This window comes from Companilactobacillus kimchiensis (assembly GCF_001438805.1).
Lineage (GTDB): Bacteria > Bacillota > Bacilli > Lactobacillales > Lactobacillaceae > Companilactobacillus > Companilactobacillus kimchiensis.
Genome location: NZ_JQCF01000010.1, coordinates 53,415 through 71,943, shown reverse-complemented (window position 1 = coordinate 71,943; position 18,529 = coordinate 53,415). Strand labels below are relative to the sequence as shown.

15 protein-coding genes are annotated in these 18,529 nt (G+C 35.6%); 9 read left to right on the top strand and 6 right to left on the bottom strand.

What is annotated here, in order from left to right; all coding sequences use genetic code 11:
* Positions 1–84 precede the first annotated feature (84 nt).
* The gene (locus IV57_RS06750; RefSeq protein ID WP_057880744.1) at positions 85–891 is read right to left on the bottom strand and encodes a Cof-type HAD-IIB family hydrolase; all 807 of its coding nucleotides are present in this window, start codon (positions 889–891) and stop codon (positions 85–87) included.
* Between the two features lie 65 nt (positions 892–956).
* Complete coding sequence (locus tag IV57_RS06745; RefSeq protein ID WP_057880743.1) at positions 957–1,937, bottom strand: ROK family protein; 981 nt, start codon at positions 1,935–1,937, stop codon at positions 957–959.
* Between the two features lie 196 nt (positions 1,938–2,133).
* Between IV57_RS06745 and IV57_RS06740 the strand changes: the two genes are divergently transcribed.
* Positions 2,134–3,174 (top strand): alpha/beta hydrolase fold domain-containing protein, encoded by a 1,041-nt coding sequence (locus IV57_RS06740; protein WP_057880742.1) that lies wholly within the window; start codon positions 2,134–2,136, stop codon positions 3,172–3,174.
* Positions 3,175–3,270: 96 nt separating this feature from the next.
* Here IV57_RS06740 and IV57_RS06735 read toward each other — a convergent pair whose 3' ends face one another.
* Positions 3,271–4,632 (bottom strand): MATE family efflux transporter, encoded by a 1,362-nt coding sequence (locus IV57_RS06735; RefSeq protein ID WP_057880741.1) that lies wholly within the window; start codon positions 4,630–4,632, stop codon positions 3,271–3,273.
* A 140-nt stretch (positions 4,633–4,772) separates the two neighbouring features.
* Positions 4,773–7,472, bottom strand: a complete 2,700-nt coding sequence (locus IV57_RS06730) for a glycoside hydrolase family 65 protein (RefSeq protein ID WP_057880740.1) — start codon at positions 7,470–7,472, stop codon at positions 4,773–4,775.
* A 209-nt stretch (positions 7,473–7,681) separates the two neighbouring features.
* Between IV57_RS06730 and IV57_RS06725 the strand changes: the two genes are divergently transcribed.
* The 6 genes from IV57_RS06725 (at position 7,682) to IV57_RS06700 (ending at position 15,855) form a co-directional block, all read left to right on the top strand.
* Entirely contained in the window at positions 7,682–9,652 is a 1,971-nt protein-coding gene (locus IV57_RS06725) for a PTS sugar transporter subunit IIABC (protein ID WP_057880739.1), read from the top strand.
* A gap of 86 nt (positions 9,653–9,738) precedes the next feature.
* Positions 9,739–10,275, top strand: coding sequence for a GNAT family N-acetyltransferase (locus tag IV57_RS06720; RefSeq protein WP_057880738.1), 537 nt, complete (start codon positions 9,739–9,741; stop codon positions 10,273–10,275).
* A gap of 254 nt (positions 10,276–10,529) precedes the next feature.
* Positions 10,530–12,065 carry a gluconokinase gene (gntK, locus tag IV57_RS06715; protein WP_057880737.1) on the top strand — a complete coding sequence of 512 codons (1,536 nt, stop codon included), beginning with the start codon at positions 10,530–10,532 and terminating at the stop codon, positions 12,063–12,065.
* Between the two features lie 347 nt (positions 12,066–12,412).
* Positions 12,413–13,111 (top strand): DPBB and LysM peptidoglycan-binding domain-containing protein, encoded by a 699-nt coding sequence (locus IV57_RS06710; RefSeq protein WP_057880736.1) that lies wholly within the window; start codon positions 12,413–12,415, stop codon positions 13,109–13,111.
* A 369-nt stretch (positions 13,112–13,480) separates the two neighbouring features.
* Positions 13,481–14,899: a C69 family dipeptidase gene (locus tag IV57_RS06705; RefSeq protein WP_057880735.1), complete on the top strand. Its 1,419-nt coding sequence runs from the start codon at positions 13,481–13,483 to the stop codon at positions 14,897–14,899.
* Between the two features lie 104 nt (positions 14,900–15,003).
* On the top strand, positions 15,004–15,855 hold the full coding sequence (locus IV57_RS06700; RefSeq protein WP_057880734.1) for an alpha/beta fold hydrolase: 852 nt from the start codon (positions 15,004–15,006) through the stop codon (positions 15,853–15,855).
* Positions 15,856–16,169: 314 nt separating this feature from the next.
* Here the strand turns inward: IV57_RS06700 and IV57_RS06695 are convergent, their stop codons facing one another.
* Entirely contained in the window at positions 16,170–16,604 is a 435-nt protein-coding gene (locus tag IV57_RS06695; RefSeq protein WP_057880733.1) for an ACT domain-containing protein, read from the bottom strand.
* A 135-nt stretch (positions 16,605–16,739) separates the two neighbouring features.
* On the opposite strand from IV57_RS06695, the gene IV57_RS06690 reads away from it, so the two are divergent.
* Together IV57_RS06690 and IV57_RS06685 are read left to right on the top strand one after the other, a co-directional pair.
* The gene (locus IV57_RS06690) at positions 16,740–17,432 is read left to right on the top strand and encodes an NAD(P)H-dependent oxidoreductase (RefSeq protein WP_057880732.1); all 693 of its coding nucleotides are present in this window, start codon (positions 16,740–16,742) and stop codon (positions 17,430–17,432) included.
* A 4-nt stretch (positions 17,433–17,436) separates the two neighbouring features.
* Entirely contained in the window at positions 17,437–17,625 is a 189-nt protein-coding gene (locus IV57_RS06685; RefSeq protein WP_057880731.1) for a hypothetical protein, read from the top strand.
* 161 nt (positions 17,626–17,786) lie between these two features.
* On the opposite strand, the gene IV57_RS06680 is transcribed toward IV57_RS06685, so the two are convergent.
* Positions 17,787–18,497, bottom strand: coding sequence for a B3/B4 domain-containing protein (locus IV57_RS06680; protein ID WP_057880730.1), 711 nt, complete (start codon positions 18,495–18,497; stop codon positions 17,787–17,789).
* Positions 18,498–18,529 lie beyond the last annotated feature (32 nt).

The following is an 18,529-nucleotide window of genomic DNA, read 5'->3' as shown; positions in this document are numbered from 1 at the left end:
GCACTACTTAGAGCCTAATTTTATCCTACAAACTTATTTTCAAGCAATTGTTTTTGAGCTTAATTATTAATTGCTGAATAACCGTTAGAAGACTAATTTATCAAGGATTTTAGCAATTCCATCATTATCGTTAGTATCGGTAATATGATCAACGTGTTCTTTAGCTAGTTTAGAACCATTACCCATAGCAACAGCGGTACCAGCAAACTTAAACATAGGAATATCATTTTGTTCATCCCCAATTGCCATGACTTCATCTGAGTTAATGGATAAGATTTCAGTTAGCTTTTCCAAGCCAATCCCTTTATTAACACCCTGGTGCATGATTTCTAAGAAATTATCAGCCGCACGGACGACATAAAATTTGTCAGAGAATTCATTTTTAACGGGTTGTTCATACTGATCAAGGTCAGCCTTTTCACCAACGATAGCGGCCTTGGTAATTTCAAAATCAGTTGCTAATTCATCAGGGTTCCTGACCAAAATACCGGCACTGTTTTCCCAAGCTTGAACGACAGCAATTCGATTAATATCGTGGTTAGAAGTGTAAACATTACTTTGATCATCAAGGACATAATATTGCATTTGATGATCAGTAACGTATTTAACGATTTGACGATAAGCGGCATTATTAAGTGTTTGACGGGACAAAACTTGACCGGAAACAGTTTCGACTAAACCACCGTTATAGGTAATAACATATTGTTCATCACCCTCAATACCAAGTTCCTTGAGGTAAGGACTGACGCCGGCCAAAGGTCGACCAGAGCAAAGAACGATTTTTATACCTTGCTGTAAGGCCTTTTGAAGGGCCTTTTTCGTGGCAGCAGTAATTTTGCCATGGGAATTTAAGAGGGTGTCGTCGATATCGATTGCAATTAATTTGATCATAGAATGCTCCTTTTTAAACGTGGTTAATTAAGATACGGATATTGTACCAAATTGGTAAAACGTTTTCAATTGGCGATTAAGTGCTCCAAAATATTTTTACGACCAATAGTAGTTAGACCAATTAGATAGTCTTTTTCAAAATCACGATTGAAATCCAATTGATATTTGTTATGTAATGGCAAATTATTTTGAACGTGTTGTTTGATTTGCTCTATTTGTAAGTCAGTTAGTGAAAGTTTCGCCGCGTAAACGATAAGCAAATTGGGATCTAAGAAACTAATGATATTTTGAATGTGTTGCATGATTTGCTGGCAAACATTGTCGTTAGTGTCGACTGTACTGTATTCGATCTCACCAGCTAAACCGTCAGCACCATTAATCAAACGGTTATTGATCACAATACCGACACCGGGGCCAAAATTATTGGGAAAGTAAATTCCTACTGCAATATTTTCACTTTCGTTTAATTCGATTGCAGCTCCAAAAGTGCCAGCATTAGCATCATTAACAATGATGGTTTCAATATTGACAGCCTTTTTGATGGCCAATGATAAATTGATGCCTTGTAGTGATTTGATATCACTGATTTGCAAATAACCATCCAATTCAGCCCCAGGAACACCGATAATGATTTTCTGTGGACTGCCATGTTCGGCAATGGCTTGCTTTATAAAATCAATTAATTGTGTGACCGAAGTAATTTCTTGATCATTGAATTCTTTATAGATGATTTTCCCAGCAAGGTTGGTCAAAAAGTAAGTAGCTTTGATTTTATTGTCAGTTTCGACTAACTGAATGATTCCTAATTGTAAGACGTCATAATTAAGCTTATAGATTTTGGCACGGCGGCCGCGAGTGTTTAAAAAATCAGTAGCAATAATTTCACTATTTGAACTGATAACATCAAGTAATTTATTGATACTAACGATACTTAACCCAGTCAAAGCAGCTAATTGTTTAGCAGATAGTTCATCATATTCGTCCAATAAGTAAAGAATGGATTTTAAATTTTGTTGACGTGCAGAATATTTATTGTCTAATTTCAAAGTGAACCACCTCGTTAGGTTAATTATATTGATACAAATTGTCTGGTCAATCATTAAATGTTGTGATTTTTGATGTCAAGATAGATAAAAAGAATTATTATAATTTAATTCTATATTTGTTTAAACAGGATGTATAATTATTGTGATAGAAATGAGAGCTATTGGCGGTTGAATATAAAAAAGGATGGTGATAGTTATGATTAGAAATGATTATAATGTTGAACTAAGTCGTTTAGGCCAAATTGATTCAGTAGATATACCACATTTAAAAAACGTTCAAATGATTGTCAAAGATCGAGTAGATACACATTCATATGAACCGATTATTTATGATCATTTAAAAAACTTGTCTGACGAACCCAGTTTACCCAATGATTTAACCCAATTACGTGACGGGAACAACCACGATGATATTCCTGAGACCAAGTACCCCAATATCCAAATTGATAATGAATATACGGATGAATTGGATCGTCACGTTCGTTATCTTAAGATTTATCGTAAAGATCAAATAACTTCCAATAAAGCTTTAGTTTATCTACACGGTGGAGCCTATTATGGTGGGACACCAGAGGACACCTTACCATTTCTAAATCTTTTAGCTACAAAGTTTAATGGAGTGATTTATAGCGTTGATTACGGAATTGCACCAGAAAAACCATATCCATCAGGAATAGAAGATAGTTTAGCAGTCACGATGGAAGCAAGCAATCATTATCAAACGGTTTCCCTATCCGGCGATTCTGCTGGTGCCTCAATAGCCTTGGGGGTCAGTGAGTTATGCCATTTGACAGGGATTTGTGATATTTATAAAAATATTTTATTCTATCCAACCGTAGTACATGGTTCGAATCATAACGGATCACTTTGGAATGATCGTTTGATTCCCATTAATGACAAACAAAGACGTGCTTTGCATAATAACTATACGCAATTTAAACAACTTGATACGATAATGACTGATTTTTATACGAATCATAAGAACGTTGATCTGAGTGCACCAATTTTATCACCACTTTACGCAGATCCATTGATTTTTAAAAATGTCGTTGTTATGACGGGGGAGTTTGATCCCTTTAGACTACAAGATGAAGCCTTTATTCAAAAGGTTGGTATGGCGGGATGTACAGCTAAATATATTCGCTATGGTGGATTGGGACATGCATTCCTTAATTATGTTGGTCGAATCCCGGCTGTTGAAGATGCTTTAACTGAATGTGCTGATGCATTAAATTAATGCTAAGAATAGCATAGTTCCAAAATAAACAAGCTGTAGTAATCGTTTTTCGGATTACTACAGCTTGTTTATTTTTATATTTGAAAATTAAGAATATTATATCTCACTCTCCTTGGTTTCTAGCAAACTCTTTTTTTCTCTAAGTCTTTTAATTTCCATATTCCAAGTACTTACAAGAACTAGGACTGAACCGATCCAAGCAAGTGGGTTGGCCATGGCAGCTCCGTAGAAACCGAAGAAGTGAATCAAAACAATTCCGGCAAAGATCCGCATTAATAATTCTGCCACACCAGCAATAGTGGGAGCTTTTTGATTGCCCAGGCCTTGCAAAGTGTATCTGACAATAAATAAAATTGAGAGAATAAAATAGGATGAACCATTGAAGTAGTAATAAATTTGGACCAGATTTAACACAGTATCTTGAGCACCATTCATAAATAAGTGCGAAATACTACGACCAAACATGATCAAGAAAGCACCGATTACTAAACTGGCAGAAACGGAAATAATAACACCGTCTTTGACACCTTGTAATATTCTTTCGAATTTCTTAGCGCCTAAGTTTTGGGCAGTATAGTTAACCAAAGCTAGTCCAAAGCTAAAGGCAGGTAAAGTAGCAATCTGTTCAACTCTTCCAGCAACTGTATAAGCAGCAACAGCGTTAGCTCCAAGTGTATTTAACATAACTTGAAGAATTATTGAGCCGATAGCAATGATTGAAGATTGGAACCCCATGGGTAAACTGATACTCAAGAGTTCCTTAATTTCTTTTTTATCAATCTTAAAGTCACTCCGAGTCAAAATTAAGTACGGAATGTGTTTTCGAATGTAAAAATATAAAATAATAAAAGTAATAGTTTGTGCGACAACCGTGGCTAATCCGGCACCAGCTACTCCCATGTGTAAGTAAAGGATAAAGACAAGTTCCAAAAGGATGTTGAGAACTGTACTTACGATCAAGAAGAATAGTGGAACACGTGAATCCCCCAAAGCCCGCATCGTATTTCCTAAAAAGTCGAAACCGACAAAAGAAAATATTCCTGCAAAGATTATTTCCAAAAAGATAAATGAATCATGAATTAAAACTTTCGGCGTTTGCATTGCTACAAGTAAAGGATAGGCAATTAGAAGCGCAAGAATAGTGAAGACAACAGCGATACAAATAGAAATTATAATTCCCGATACAAAACTTTGTCGAACGCCTTTCTCGTCGTTAGCCCCATATTTCCTAGCAGTCAAAATAGTTAAACCACTGGTCATACCTTGGGCAAATCCAATTACTAACCCAGTTAGTCCCCCCGTTGCACCGACACTTGCCAAAGCATCAACACTGATTGTTTTCCCAACGATTAATGTATCGATAAAACTATAAAACTGTTGGAAAAAGTTACCTAATAATAAAGGAATTGTATACAGAAATATGACTTTCATAGGTCTTCCATGTGTCAGATCTATCATATGTCTAAAATCCCTTTCTCAAAGATTATGACTATTTTAGCATGTTTAAAATTATTCGTACTGGTGAATGTGTATAAAAGTTAAGTTATTTTTTATAAATAAAAAAAAGCCTCGAACATATTTGTTCGAGGTTTTAAATATTAATATGATAATTCAATCTGTTGATCAGCGGTTAGTGGCAATTTTTTACCTTTAAAAACTACTTCTGTATCTTGATCAGCCTTGAGGCTGACATTGTTACTAGTGATTTGGAAATTAAAGTTGATTCCTTTAAAGGACATATTAAAATCAATTTCTTCCCATTGCTCAGGCACCATTGGGCTGATTTCCAATTCTTGACCACGATAATCAACACCGGCAAAGAATGAAGTGACAACATTAAGTGTTGCACCCATGACTCCTAAGTGAATTCCTTCAGCGGTAGTTCCACCCTGAATATCATAGTAATCACTAGTTAAGGCTTCATAGAATAATTTCCAAGCAAGTTTAGTTTCACCGATTTTTAGCATCAGCATTGAATAAACGACTCTAGAAAGAGTTGATCCGTGAGTGGTTCTTGCAATGTAATATTTGATGTTATCGCTGATGAACTTTTCGGGATTGCTAATAGGGTAACCAAGTTCTTTCATAATATCTAAGAATGAACTTTCTCGAATATTAAAGAGGGCCATCAAAGTGTCAGCCTGTTTGGCGACTTGATAATTATCGGGTGAGTCGTTGTGTGCCTTTAGAATTCGATCCATTCTAGAAATATTGCCATATTGTTGACGATATTTATCAAAGTCCAATTCTTTTAGAGCAAAGTAGCCTTCAAACTGACCTAGAATATTACCTTCAAATTCGAGTTTCAAATTATGTCTAACATCATCTAGTTTTTGAAGATCTTCATCGGAAAAATTAGTTCGTTGTAAATTATCATCAATGACATCGCTTGATTCTGAATTCAATAAGTCACTGATTTTTTGGAAGAGCCAACTAACCATGATATTAGTATAGGCATTGTTTTTGAGGCCTTCATTTTCATGACCGGGATAACTCTCGTGGAATTCGTCAGGTCCCATAACGTTAGAAATGGTGTATTTGCCAGTAACCTTATCGATTTTTGCTTTATCGATCCAAAATTCAGCTATGTTCAATAACATTTCGAGACCATAATCACGCATGAAATCTTCATCGTTACTTAGATTGTAGTAATTCCAGACGTTATAGGCGACAGCTAGGGAAACATGACGCTGTTTTCTAGAATTATCAGGATCCCATTTATTAGTAATGGGGTTCAAATGAACCTCTTGTGACTGCTCATCACCGTACATGCCACTTTGCCAAGGATACATGGCGCCGTTATAATCATCATCTGATGCATAATCCATCGCTGCACCTAAACGATTATAACGATACATAAGTAAATATTTAACTAATTCGGGTGAATGTAATACATAGAAATTCATATCGAATAGTTCATCCCAAAAAATATGTCCACGATAACCTTCGCCAGTCAAACCACGTGATCCAACTGAGGCATCGAGTTCTTTGTTGGCATTAACTTGTGCAGCGCTGGTCATGCTATAACTATTCAAGCGGAGTAACTTTTGAGCAGTTAAATCACCCGTTATAACGACGTCTTCTTTGTTCCAAATTTTTTGCCAATTCTTAGTTGAATGATCAACTGCGGATTGAAAGTTTGGTAAGAACTCATGGTCGGTGACTACATTTTCAATTGTGCTCTTTGTTTCCAATGAAGTAAAAATGGCAACATTTTTTTCAAATGTATAAATACTGTTAGTCTTGGCATTAAAAGTAACAATTTGGCCTGCAATTTCAGGCTGATTGTCGATAACATAGTTAGCGTTGTTTATTTCAGGGTAACTTAGGTCAGCACGGATAGCTAATTTAATATCAGATTGGGTCGTATGCGCCAGAAGAATAGAGGTAGTTGCTTTATTTTCTATTTTATCAGTTGATAAATGCTTATTAGCTAAATTACGATATCTTTCAACATTAGAATTAATAACAGTGGCATCAATTTGTGTCAGAATTGTGATTTTTCCGTCGAAATTTAAAGGTTGAATTGAATATTGTAAGTAGTAATTGTGGAAGTTTTTAAGGCCAGCCACTTTTTTCTCAACAATTTTTAACTCTTTGCCATCGGCTAATTTAATCAACATGGTAATAGTTAGAACACCAGTTTTTAAGTTGAGGGAACGTAGTGATTCCATTATGTATTTTTCATCAATTTTGAAATAATCACCATCGTCGATTTTGAAAGTAATAAATTGGGCGTTAGGTAAATTGACTAAATCCTCATTGATAACGTTACGACCGTTGATAGGGGTAGCAAGTTGATTAAAAACACCCGCAACATAAGTAGCTGGATAATTGTCGTTATTGGCATGAGCTTCTAAATAAGTTCCACGTAAACCGAAGAAACCATTGCCAATTGTTTGCATTGATTCTTGACCATATTGGCGTTTACCATGATCGACGCCAAAGTAATCTAAATGCCAAGTTGAATAAGATAATTCTTTTTCAGTGGCTGATAAAAGATTAGAATTTTCGATTGCTTCTATATTAATAACCGGAATATGGAAAATGTTTTCTAGTTCACTTCCAAAGTCGGTCGGTTGGTTATTATAAGAAAGAATATTCTCCTTTAAAAGATATTCCGTTGAATTAGTAATGACGATTACATCAATTGAATCATTTAAACTATCCTTGAATGATTGTAAATTGACCTTTAATTCGGAATTATTATCTAATTCAAAACGGTTTTCATCTATAGTATTTTCACTATCTGAGTACATAATCTGATCATTAGTAACTCTCACGTATAATGGTTTCATAATTAGTTCCTCCATAAAATAGCAAAGCATAGTAGTTGATATATGTTTAAACATATTCATACAAAATGTATTATACACCATCGAAATATTGATTTAGTATGTTTTTTATAATATTTTTTATTCTAACTTGATGTTTATACAGGACAAGATGTATTATAGTAATAAAGAAAGATGTAACCGGTTACGAATATTTAAGGAGGTGCTTTCTTATGAAAGGTACAGTTAAAATGCTTGCTCCTGTTTCTGGACAAGCAATTGATATGGCTGAAGTTCATGACCCCATGTTTTCTGAAAAGGATATGGGTGAGGGCTATGGGATAATACCTAACAGTCAGGATATTGTGGCCCCAGTTACTGGGAAAGTAATGTTAGTCGCATCGACTAAGCATGCTATAGGATTCAGTACAGATGATGGGCTTGAAGTTTTAGTTCACATGGGTGTCGATACAGTTGAACTAAATGGGGCTCCCTTTAATCTTTTTGTTAAAGAGGGAGATACTGTTAAAGCTGGTGACAAGATTGCAACAATGGATATTGACGCAGTCAAGAAAGCTGGTAAGGTAACAGATGTGATCGTTGCTATAACTAATACTGCCAAAACTGTTAAAGAGATTCATGTTAACAAGGGAGCAGTTAAAGCAGGCGCTGAGGTTGCTGAAGTAGAACCAATGGCTCCAGGTGAAGCAACAGTTAAACCAACTAAGAATGTTAATTATGAGGAATTAGGTAAGGACATTGTTAAAAATGTTGGTGGTGCAGCAAATGTTGAGAATGTTATTCATTGTATTACCCGGGTTCGTTTCTATTTGAAAGATGATAACAAAGCCAATGATGATGTTATCAAAAATATGAAGGGCGTTTTGGATGTTGCCAAAGCCGGAGGCCAATATCAAGTTGTTATTGGACCTGCAGTTGATGATGTCTACGATGCAGTCGTTAAAGCTTTAGGACCTGGTTTCGGTGACGATTCTACTGTTAAAGCTGAGAAGGTTCCGGCACCTAAGGGTGTTTGGCCTAAGACCAAATTTTATTTTAGTGCTCTAATTGGTGTTATTACTGCCAGCATGATGCCCGTTATTGGGTTGTTAGCTGCTTCAGGTATTTTAAAGGGACTTTTAGCATTAATCGTTTCAGCTAAATGGCTTTCACCAACAAGTTCCACATATATGATCATCAACGCTATGGGTGATTCGGTCTTTTATTTCCTACCTATTTTAGTTGGTTTTACAGCTGCTAAACGTTTGGGAGCAAACCAGATTATCATGGGTGTTGTCGGTGGTGTCTTGGCATATCCAACTTTGGTTGCCGTTGCTACAAAGACTAGCAGTACAGCTATGAATATTAATGGTGATTTCTTCGGTATTCCAATCCACGTGGCTAACTACACATATTCAATTTTCCCAATGATTGCTGCTGCTTGGTTGGCTGCTAAGATTGAACCTTGGCTTAAGAAACATATTATTATTTCTTTACGGATGATTTTAAGTCCCTTACTAGAGGTATTTATTGTTAGTGCCGTTATTATCGTAATTGTTGGACCAGTTATTACTTTATTGAGTTCATATTTAGCAAATGGTATCGTAGCTCTATTGAAATTTAGTCCCGCAATTTCAGGATTGTTGATTGGTGGATTCTATCAATGCTTGGTTATCTTTGGTTTACATTGGGCCGTTATTCCAGTCGTTGCTAGTCAAATTGCTACAACTGGACACAGTGCTTTGAATGCCATCGTTTCAGCTACAATGGTAGCTCAAGGTGCCGCTGCTATGGCAGTCTTCTTTAAGACAAAGAAGAATATCGACATGAAACAAATTGCCGGTGCCGCAACACTTTCAGCCTTTTCCGGTGTTACAGAACCCGCTATGTATGGTATTAATTTGAAATATGGTCGTATTTTCTGGACAGCTAATATCGGTAGTGCTGTCGGTGGTTTAATTACAGGAATGCTACATGTCGATATGTGGGGCTTTGCTGGATCACTAATTGGATTTGCTTCATTTATTAATCCTAAAGGTATCGATAGTAGCTTTACAGGTTACTTAATTGCAACAGTTGTTACAATCATTGTTTCCTTTACATGTACTTACTTATTCGGATTTAAAGAAGAAGATCTTGAAGCAAGTCATGCAGTTGAAAAGGTAAGATTAGGTAGTAGAGAACCAGCAGCTACTACAAATTAGTTAAGATATTAATATATTTATTTTTAATAGAGGGATTTGTCATATAATAATATGACAAATCTTTTTTATTTTTTGGAGGTCTAGAAATGGCAGAAGTTAAAATTAGACAATTACAGCCAGAGGAAGTTGAGGAATTCTGGCAGACTGCTTTCAGTGATCCCAATGCTGATTGGACAAAATTAAATGGTCCATATTTTCATGATGATTTACCCAGTAAGGAAGAATTTATCAATGTTCTTGCTTATAAAAATTGGATAAACAATCAAGAACATTTGGTTATCACTTATGATGATAAAATTGTTGGATCGGTGGGAGCCCATTTTAAAGATGGTGACCTAAAGCGCTGGATTGATATGGGAATTACAATTTATCCAAAAGATATGTGGGATAAGCATATCGGTAGTCAGGCTTTGAAATTATTTATAGAGTATCTTTTTAAAACTTATGATTTTCCACATGTTGGTTTAACAACATGGTCTGGGAATCCCCGGATGATGCATGTGGCTCAAAAAGTAGGTATGAAAGAGGAAGCTTGTATTCGACAAGTCCGCTATTATGAAGGAAAGTATTATGATTCAATGCAATATGGAATTTTACGTGATGAATTGCAGTCAAAAGATTAACAAAAAAAGAAATGATTCGTAGAGTAGTAGGACTTTCTGAAATTCAGTTAGAGCGTGAGTATACTTAACTTCCCGTCTTCCACAAAAATCCTGTATTAACTGATATTTTTCAGTCAATACAGGATTTTTGCTTATTCTTAGAAAGACCTGAGGTAATTTAAACGAATTATTTTTTTATAGTTCAAAAGTAGACATTATGATATTCACTGCTTACAATTAAACAAGTTTCTACTATATAAAAGGAGTTCACAGTTATGGGGTATATGATTGGTGTCGACATTGGCACAACAAGTACCAAAAGTGTTCTTTATGATATGAAGGGTAAAGTTATAGCATATGCAAATACCGGTTATCAATTGTATCAAGATATACCAGATATGGCTGAAGAAGACCCTGAAGATATCTTTGATGCCGTTATTGAGGTATTAGGACAAGTGATTCGTAAAGGGAAAGTTCAATCTTCTGAAATCAAGGGAATTTCATTTTCCTCAGCAATGCATAGTTTGATTCTGATGGATCAAAATGACCAACCATTGACGCGAGCAATTACTTGGGCTGATAATCGTGCCGCAAAATATAGTGATGAACTCAAAAATAACGGAATTGGTGCGCAAATTTATGCCAAAACGGGTACCCCAATTCATCCAATGGCACCTTTATCAAAAATTATTTGGTTGCGAAATGAAAAACCGGAACTATTTAAGCAAACTAAAAAATTTATTGATATAAAAACTTATGTTTTTTTCCGTCTGTTTGGAGTTTATAAAATGGAATACTCGATTGCTTCGGCAACGGGAATGTTTAATATTTTTGAATTAAAATGGGACCAACAGGCTTTAGAATTATTACATATTTCAGAAGACCAATTACCTGACTTAGTTGAACCGACTGATACGATTAAAGGCATTAATTTAAAATATGGAGATTTATTAAATATTTCACCAGAAACACCTTTTGTTTTCGGCGCTAGTGACGGAACTTTATCAAATTTGGGAGTCAATGCAATCGATCCTGGCGTTGTAGCAGTTACAATCGGAACCAGTGGGGCGGTGCGAGTAGTTGTTGATAAACCAGTAGTGGATCCTGATGGTAAATTATTCTGTTATGCTTTGACAAAGGATAAATGGGTTGTCGGTGGTCCAGTCAATAATGGTGGAATTGTTTTCCGATGGGTCAAAGATCAATTGTTTGCTCCGGAAAGAATTACTGCTGAACAGATGCAAGTTTCGACCTATGATATTTTGACTCAAATTGCCGAAAAAATTCCTGCCGGGTCAGATGGTTTGTTATTTCATCCATATTTAGGTGGGGAACGTGCACCGATCTGGAATGCTTATGCCAGAGGATCATTCTTTGGTTTAACGCGCAAACATACCAGAGCTCATATGGTCCGTGCTGCTTTGGAAGGAATTGTTTATAATCTTTATGTGGTAATGTTGACGATTGAAAAACTAACTGGTAAACCCAAGAGTATTCAAGCAACTGGTGGTTTTGCTAGATCGTCCTTGTGGCGTCAAATGTTGGCGGATATTTTTGAACAAGATGTAACGATTCCCGAAAGTTTTGAGAGTTCTTGTTTAGGGGCAGCCGTTTTGGGGATGTATGCTTTGGGGTATGTGGATGATCTATCAGTTGTGAAAGATATGATCGGTGTAACCGATATTCATCATCCTAATACGGATAATTTTGAAGTTTATCGTGAATTATTGCCAATTTGGATTCGAGTTTCGGAAAGATTGGAACCAGAATATAAAGAAATTGCTGAGTTTCAGAAAAAACATAGCAATTAAGTTATCGTTTTAAAAAGTTCTTTCTAATTATGATTTATATTAAAAAAGTGCTGTAAACACCTAGATAATGGTGTTTACAGCACTTTTTTTAATCTTTTTATAACTTAATCACTAATAAAATAACCAATAATTTTCAGAATAAGTGAGTTTTTATTCTCATTTTTATAAAAATAGGAATCGTGATGCACCAACGATAGAACACTTGTTTGTTTCAGTTATATTACTAAGATTACAGAAAGGTCGTTTTTTGTAACTATACAGTCGTTGTTGTGTAATAAATACCTGTTAGTATATGCAACATAGCAAATGAGGGCTAAACAATTTAAACATAAGGATGTAATTAATTCATGAAAAAAGTTTTATCTATCGCTTTAGTAAGTGCTACAGTTTTAACAGCAATCTCAGCAACAGCCAAGACTGCTCAAGCTGCAGTAACAATCGACAGTAACCATGTTCAAGTTGAAGCAGGAGACACTTACAAGAGTATTGCTGCTAACAGTGGTGTAACAATCGCTGAACTAGAACAAGCAAACGGCCGTGAAGTTGGCGGATTTGACTTGATCTTCCCAGGAGAAACAATTACATTACCTGGTGCTACTACTACAAATACAGATACATCTGTTGCTCAAGCAACAACAGATACAACTGCCACACAACAACAAGCAACTACTGAAGATACAAGTTATCAAGCTGACACACAAGCACAAACACAAACAGCACAAACTGATGCACAAGCAACAACTCAAAGTGCTGCTCAAACACAAACAAGTGCAACTGGTACATCACAAGGAACATTTAAGATTTCTTTCTATGATCCAGCTGTATTAGGTTCAAATATGGGTTATAGCGGTGTTGCTGCTAACCTTTCAGTATTCCCTAAGGGAACAACTCTAAAGATTACACTTTCAGATGGTACAGTCTTGATCAGAACCGTTAATGATACAGGTACATTTGCTTATAGTAACCCTAACCAATTAGACGTTGCTATGCCAAATAACCAAATTCCTTCATACGGTGTTACAACTGCATCTGTAGAAGTACTTTAATACTTTAAGAGAACAGAGGAGATTTTGAGTATTTTCGAGTGTAGAAAAGCACAAGAATCTATTCTCCGTAGCTCGTTTCAGTTCCATTAAATATAAATATTTGTCGATTGGGGAGAGACTTGATTAATTTCAAGTCTCTTTTTTTGTCTGTTGTATAATTTCCATATATTACAGAGAGAAATGAAAAGAATGGATAAAGGAAGACTTGAGGCTTTTACGGATGGAATTATTGCTATTGCAGCGACTTATACTTGGTCCAATTAATTCGGCTAAAAAACAAATAAATAATTTGATAAACCATATAATAATCTTACTAGCTTAAAAGAAACTTTAATCTTATACTTGATAATAAATAAAGGGGGAACGAAAATGATTAATCCAAGTTCCGATTGTACTGAAATCCTAGTAGGGAAAGCTGCTAGTATGGATGGTTCCACTATTGTCGCCCGCAATGAAGACGGTTATGGTCCAATCAATCCCATTAAATTTGTTGTTCACGCTGCTAAAAATCAGCAAAATGTAGTTTATACATCAATAACCACAGGTGTTAAAGTACCGCTACCTGATCACGCTTATCGTTACACCGCTACACCACAGGCAGATCAAAGTGATGGTCAATATGAAGAGGCTGGTATCAATGAGTTTAATGTTGGTATGAGCTCAACAGAAACAACTGCTACTAATGCACGTGTTTTAGGATATGATCCGTTAGTCCACGATGGTGTTGATGAAGAAGCTATGTTGACATTGGTTTTGCCATATATTAAAACTGCTAAAGAGGGCGCTGCACGTTTGGGTGCTTTGTTAGAAAAATATGGTACTGGTGAATGCAATAGTATTGCTTTTAATGATAAAGATGAAATCTGGCTTTTGGAAACGGCTGGTGGTCATCACTGGGCTGCAATGCGTTTGCCAGAAGACACGTATGCTATCGTACCTAATCAGACTGTTATGGAGGAAGTTTATCCAAACGATACCGATAACTTTTTAGTTGCAACTGATTTAGTGGAATTTGTTGAGAAACATCATTTGAATCCTCAACCAGGTCATTTTAACTTCCGTGAAATCTTTGGAACACAAAGTGAAGCTGATGCTTATTACAACACACCACGGACATGGTATGGTCAAAAATTATTTAATCCGGAAATTGAGCAGGAACCAACAGCCCAAGATATGGCTATGGTTAGAAAACCTAGCAAGAAGATTGCCATTGAAGATGTTGAATTTTTCTTGTCATCACACTATAACGGAACTAAATTTGATCCCTTTGGAACTTTTGCTTCAGGAACCAAAGATGAACAAAAACAATTCCGTTCAATCGCTATGGATCGTAACCAAGCTTCATCAATTCTCCAAATTAGAAATGATGTTGATGATGATCACGCGGCCATTCAATGGATTGCTTTAGGATTCTTTGCTTATAGTCCTTATGTACCATTCTTTACTAATATTACTGATACTCCAGAAGATTATAAGAATACTACCAATGATGTTTCAGTCGATAATATTTACTGGTTAGAAAAGACTTTGTCAGTTATGATCGAGCCACATTTCCACGAATATGCTGAAACTGTCAATGCTTATCTGGATTCTTGTCAGTCATATGCCCGTCAACGGGTTGAAGCTGCTGATGAGGGAGTTACTGGTGATGTAGCGGATTACTTGACTAAGAGTAATTTAGAAACCGCTGGCGAAATTTCTCATCGGACTCATCAATTGTTTGATAGTATTGTTAAACAAGGCTTGATGCTTTCTAAGACCACTTGGGAAAAAGGTCAAAATCTTTAGAATAGAACTTATGAAAAAGATCTGAATTTGATTCAGGTCTTTTTTGGTTGACTAAGTTTCAAATTGTCTTAGAATTTGGTAATAATAAATATTTGGTGATAATTATGAAGAAAATTAATTTAATAATAAAAGTTATGCTAATAATATTAACCACAGCAGTCAGTGGCCTAATTTTAGAACAACGAGTTTCAGCCAGTACTACCGAAACAACGAAATCTAATAAACGTCAAATACCAACACTATTTTTCCATGGCTTTGGTGGGACAGTACATTCAATGGATTATTTGATTGATCAGTCACAAATAGATGGTTATGCGACAAGAACTTTAACGATCACGGTTAACCCACAAGGTAAAGTTAGATTATTTGGAAATTGGCCTAAATCAGCACATAATCCTGAGATTCAAATTCTTTTTTTGAACAATCATGAGTCAGATTATCATCATACTGCCAAGTGGATCGATGCCACATTAAAAAAGCTACATCAGAATTATGGTGTAACTCGATTTAATGCCGTGGCCCACTCTTGGGGAAACAATGCAGTGTTGTATTATTTGGAAACTTATAGTCAAAAAAAGAATCAACCACAAATTGATTCTTTAGTAAATATTGCTGCACCAATGCAAGTGTTGAATCGAGATATTTATCGGAGAAATGATTGGCGTTATTCCAAGCAATTAAATCGGGATTTCAGAACATATATCGAACCGGATTCAACAATTAGAAAATTGCATATTAGGGAGTTAAATATTATGGGACAACTGACCACTGAAGATCATTTTGATAAAGCAGTTCCAGTTGCATCAGCCCAATCGTTACAAAGAGTTTTTAAAGGATCACATCAAACTTATCAAGCTCGTTTGTTCACTGGACCACGTGCTGAACATAGTGCTTTGACTAGAAGAAACCCTAAGGTATTACACGATATAGAAAATTTCTTGTGGAATCGCCCTTAAAAACGTTATATAAATTACATAACAAATTCATTGATTCGTCACATTTTTTCTTTAAAGTGTCTTTAAGTAAAATATTTAATCGGAAAAATAGGTGACAGAATGAATTTTTTGATCATAGCAATAGTTTTTATTTTAGGACTATTCCTTTTAATATCCGGAAGTCATATTAAAAATAATATCGGTGCTAAGTGTTTGTACTTTGTAGGAATGGTGAATGTCCTTTTGGCAATGTATATCGCTTGGCCTAAATAAGATTATAGAATATAAAAAAATCTCCGAATCATATCAGATGATTTCGGAGGTTTTTTAGAGTATTATTCGATGGAAATAAGGCGAACATTATCGACAGAATCGGATAATTTTAATTTGTCCAAGAGTTCGTCAATAGTTCCATTAAGATGACTAATATCCAAAGAGATAACAACTGTAGCGATACCGTGAATTGGAATATTTTGGTTGATCGTTAAAATGCTGGCATTTGATTCAGAAATATCAACGAGAACTTTGGAAAGAATGCCTTGTTGGTGATGAAGCATCATTGAAATAACGGCTTTTCGGTCAGTCATTTCTTCGTCAGGCAAAAAAACTAAGTCCTTATATTTATAATAGGTACCACGACTGATACCAACTTCCTTGACGGCTTCACTGACATTATGAACTTTTCTAGTTTCAAGTAAGTTACGCGCTTTTATAACTTTATCAAAGGATTCAGGAAGAATAGAACTATCAACAATATAATATCTTTCCATTATTTATCTCCTTAAACGTTTCTAATATATCTTTTAAATTATATCATTGTGTAGTTTTGTTTGTTTCAAAAAATTGTTGAAACTGTCATCCTTTGGGAATTTTTGCTATTCTATTAGTGATTGGAGATGTTGATTTTGAAGACTTTAATAGTAGTTTCACATCCAGAAATAAATGCCTCACAGACGCAGCAATTTTTAATGCAGGGTGCAAAATTACAAGATGTTACATGGCATCACGTCGAAGACTTGAAAGAAATTGATGTTGATAAAGAACAGGCTTTGTTGATGGATGCTGATCGAATAATTTTTCAATTTCCATTATATTGGTATGCGGCACCGGCTGGTTTGAAAAATTGGGAAGATAAAGTTTTGACTCGTAATTTTATTTACGGAGATGGGGATGATAATCTCGGTGATAAAGAGTTTGGAATTGTTGTTAATACAGGGATGCCAGCAAAAGATTTTCAACGCGGTGGCAGTGAGAATATCACTATCGATGAAATTATGGCTCCGTATCATGCAATCGCTGATCGGGCTAAAATGCAGATTTTACCTACTTTTGTGATTTCGCAATTCCAATATTTGGATGATCAAAAACAAATGCAAACATTGATAGACTATCAACGCTACTTGACTCAGGTTTATCCGGATACGTTGGCTAATCGTCAGGCCTGGTTTGAACGTGAGTTCACTGATCGTTTGAAATATTTCAGTGGCACTAGCTGTACTGAATGTGAAACTGTTTTGAATACCTTTATTCAACGTCGAGAAGATGTTGATCAGTTGAAAAGTACCATCAGTTTGATTAAACAAGGGGAGGAAGAATAAACTTATGGATAATGTTGATGAAACAGGTATCTGGTTAAGTAACCAGGTTAAAAAATTATCGGAACAACAAACAGCTTATGAAAACCGAGCCTTCTTAGTAGCGATGCAAAAGGTTGTAGAAGAACAAAATAAAAGAACTGAACAATTAAAGGGCGAAGTTGATGGTCGTCTTTGGAATCATGAACAATGGTAAAAAAAAAAGTTTAAGTTCATAAAAAATGGGCACGACTCGTTTGTTTATGGTTATAAAAAAATAATAGCCCAAGAATAATTGAATGAAATTATTCTTGGGCTATTTTAATATTTTTAAATCTTGCTAAAGCCTAGAATTTAAAAGTGTAAATTGAAACTCTTTTATTGAGCAAAGATGAATTCAGGGTGAGCTTTATTCAAAATAGTAACGTCATTGATATCGATTTTTAAGTAGTCATGGAAGCGATTTTTTAGAGCATCTGCGGCCTTTAAATGATCAGATTTTCGATCTGGTTGAATATTTTCCATATAGAAGAGTAGATTTTTGGTGTCATCAGTGTCAGCAACTCGAGCACTGTCTCGCCAAGCCCAACAACGTGAGATAATATCCTGATTATCACGGTAGACTACTTCGCCTGGTAAAGCTTCTTCAGCTTCATCCTCACCGATAGGAGTGAAGTTTTCCCCACCCTTTGCGACCGTCAAATGAACGTCACCAACAATTTTATCCAGATCTTCAGCCGCAATGGGAAAGGCGTATTCTAGTGAAACGGAGTTGTAGACATCAACGATGGGATTAATGTTGCCAACGCCCTTGTTGTTTTTAGCACGTTTGAGAAGATTCTCAACAGCATTACGGGCACCTTTCTTAGTTTTAAACTTTCGATAGGCATCTCGCCAGGCTTTCACAACAGGATTGGCACTGATCGGGTCGTCAGGAACCCATTTTTTAGCAATCTCATTGGCATTTTGGATAAGATCAGTTGGTACATCAGAATCATCTTTATTATTGATGTTGTGTGCGGTCATTACAGCAATTTCCACGTCTGGAAAAATATCCCAAAAATCTTGATCAATGATAATTTTTTGCATTAGAATCCCTCCAATAAGCTATTTAAATTTAT

Excerpts from the sequence above, each read along its gene's own strand:
- IV57_RS06750 (WP_057880744.1), bottom strand. The coding sequence starts at position 891 with ATGATCAAATTAATTGCAATCGATATCGACGACACCCTCTTAAATTCC.
- IV57_RS06740 (WP_057880742.1), top strand. The coding sequence starts at position 2,134 with ATGATTAGAAATGATTATAATGTTGAACTAAGTCGTTTAGGCCAAATT.
- IV57_RS06735 (WP_057880741.1), bottom strand. The coding sequence starts at position 4,632 with ATGATAGATCTGACACATGGAAGACCTATGAAAGTCATATTTCTGTAT.
- IV57_RS06730 (WP_057880740.1), bottom strand. The coding sequence starts at position 7,472 with ATGAAACCATTATACGTGAGAGTTACTAATGATCAGATTATGTACTCA.
- IV57_RS06725 (WP_057880739.1), top strand. The coding sequence starts at position 7,682 with ATGAAAGGTACAGTTAAAATGCTTGCTCCTGTTTCTGGACAAGCAATT.
- IV57_RS06720 (WP_057880738.1), top strand. The coding sequence starts at position 9,739 with ATGGCAGAAGTTAAAATTAGACAATTACAGCCAGAGGAAGTTGAGGAA.
- gntK (WP_057880737.1), top strand. The coding sequence starts at position 10,530 with ATGGGGTATATGATTGGTGTCGACATTGGCACAACAAGTACCAAAAGT.
- IV57_RS06710 (WP_057880736.1), top strand. The coding sequence starts at position 12,413 with ATGAAAAAAGTTTTATCTATCGCTTTAGTAAGTGCTACAGTTTTAACA.
- IV57_RS06705 (WP_057880735.1), top strand. The coding sequence starts at position 13,481 with ATGATTAATCCAAGTTCCGATTGTACTGAAATCCTAGTAGGGAAAGCT.
- IV57_RS06700 (WP_057880734.1), top strand. The coding sequence starts at position 15,004 with ATGAAGAAAATTAATTTAATAATAAAAGTTATGCTAATAATATTAACC.
- IV57_RS06695 (WP_057880733.1), bottom strand. The coding sequence starts at position 16,604 with ATGGAAAGATATTATATTGTTGATAGTTCTATTCTTCCTGAATCCTTT.
- IV57_RS06685 (WP_057880731.1), top strand. The coding sequence starts at position 17,437 with ATGGATAATGTTGATGAAACAGGTATCTGGTTAAGTAACCAGGTTAAA.
- IV57_RS06680 (WP_057880730.1), bottom strand. The coding sequence starts at position 18,497 with ATGCAAAAAATTATCATTGATCAAGATTTTTGGGATATTTTTCCAGAC.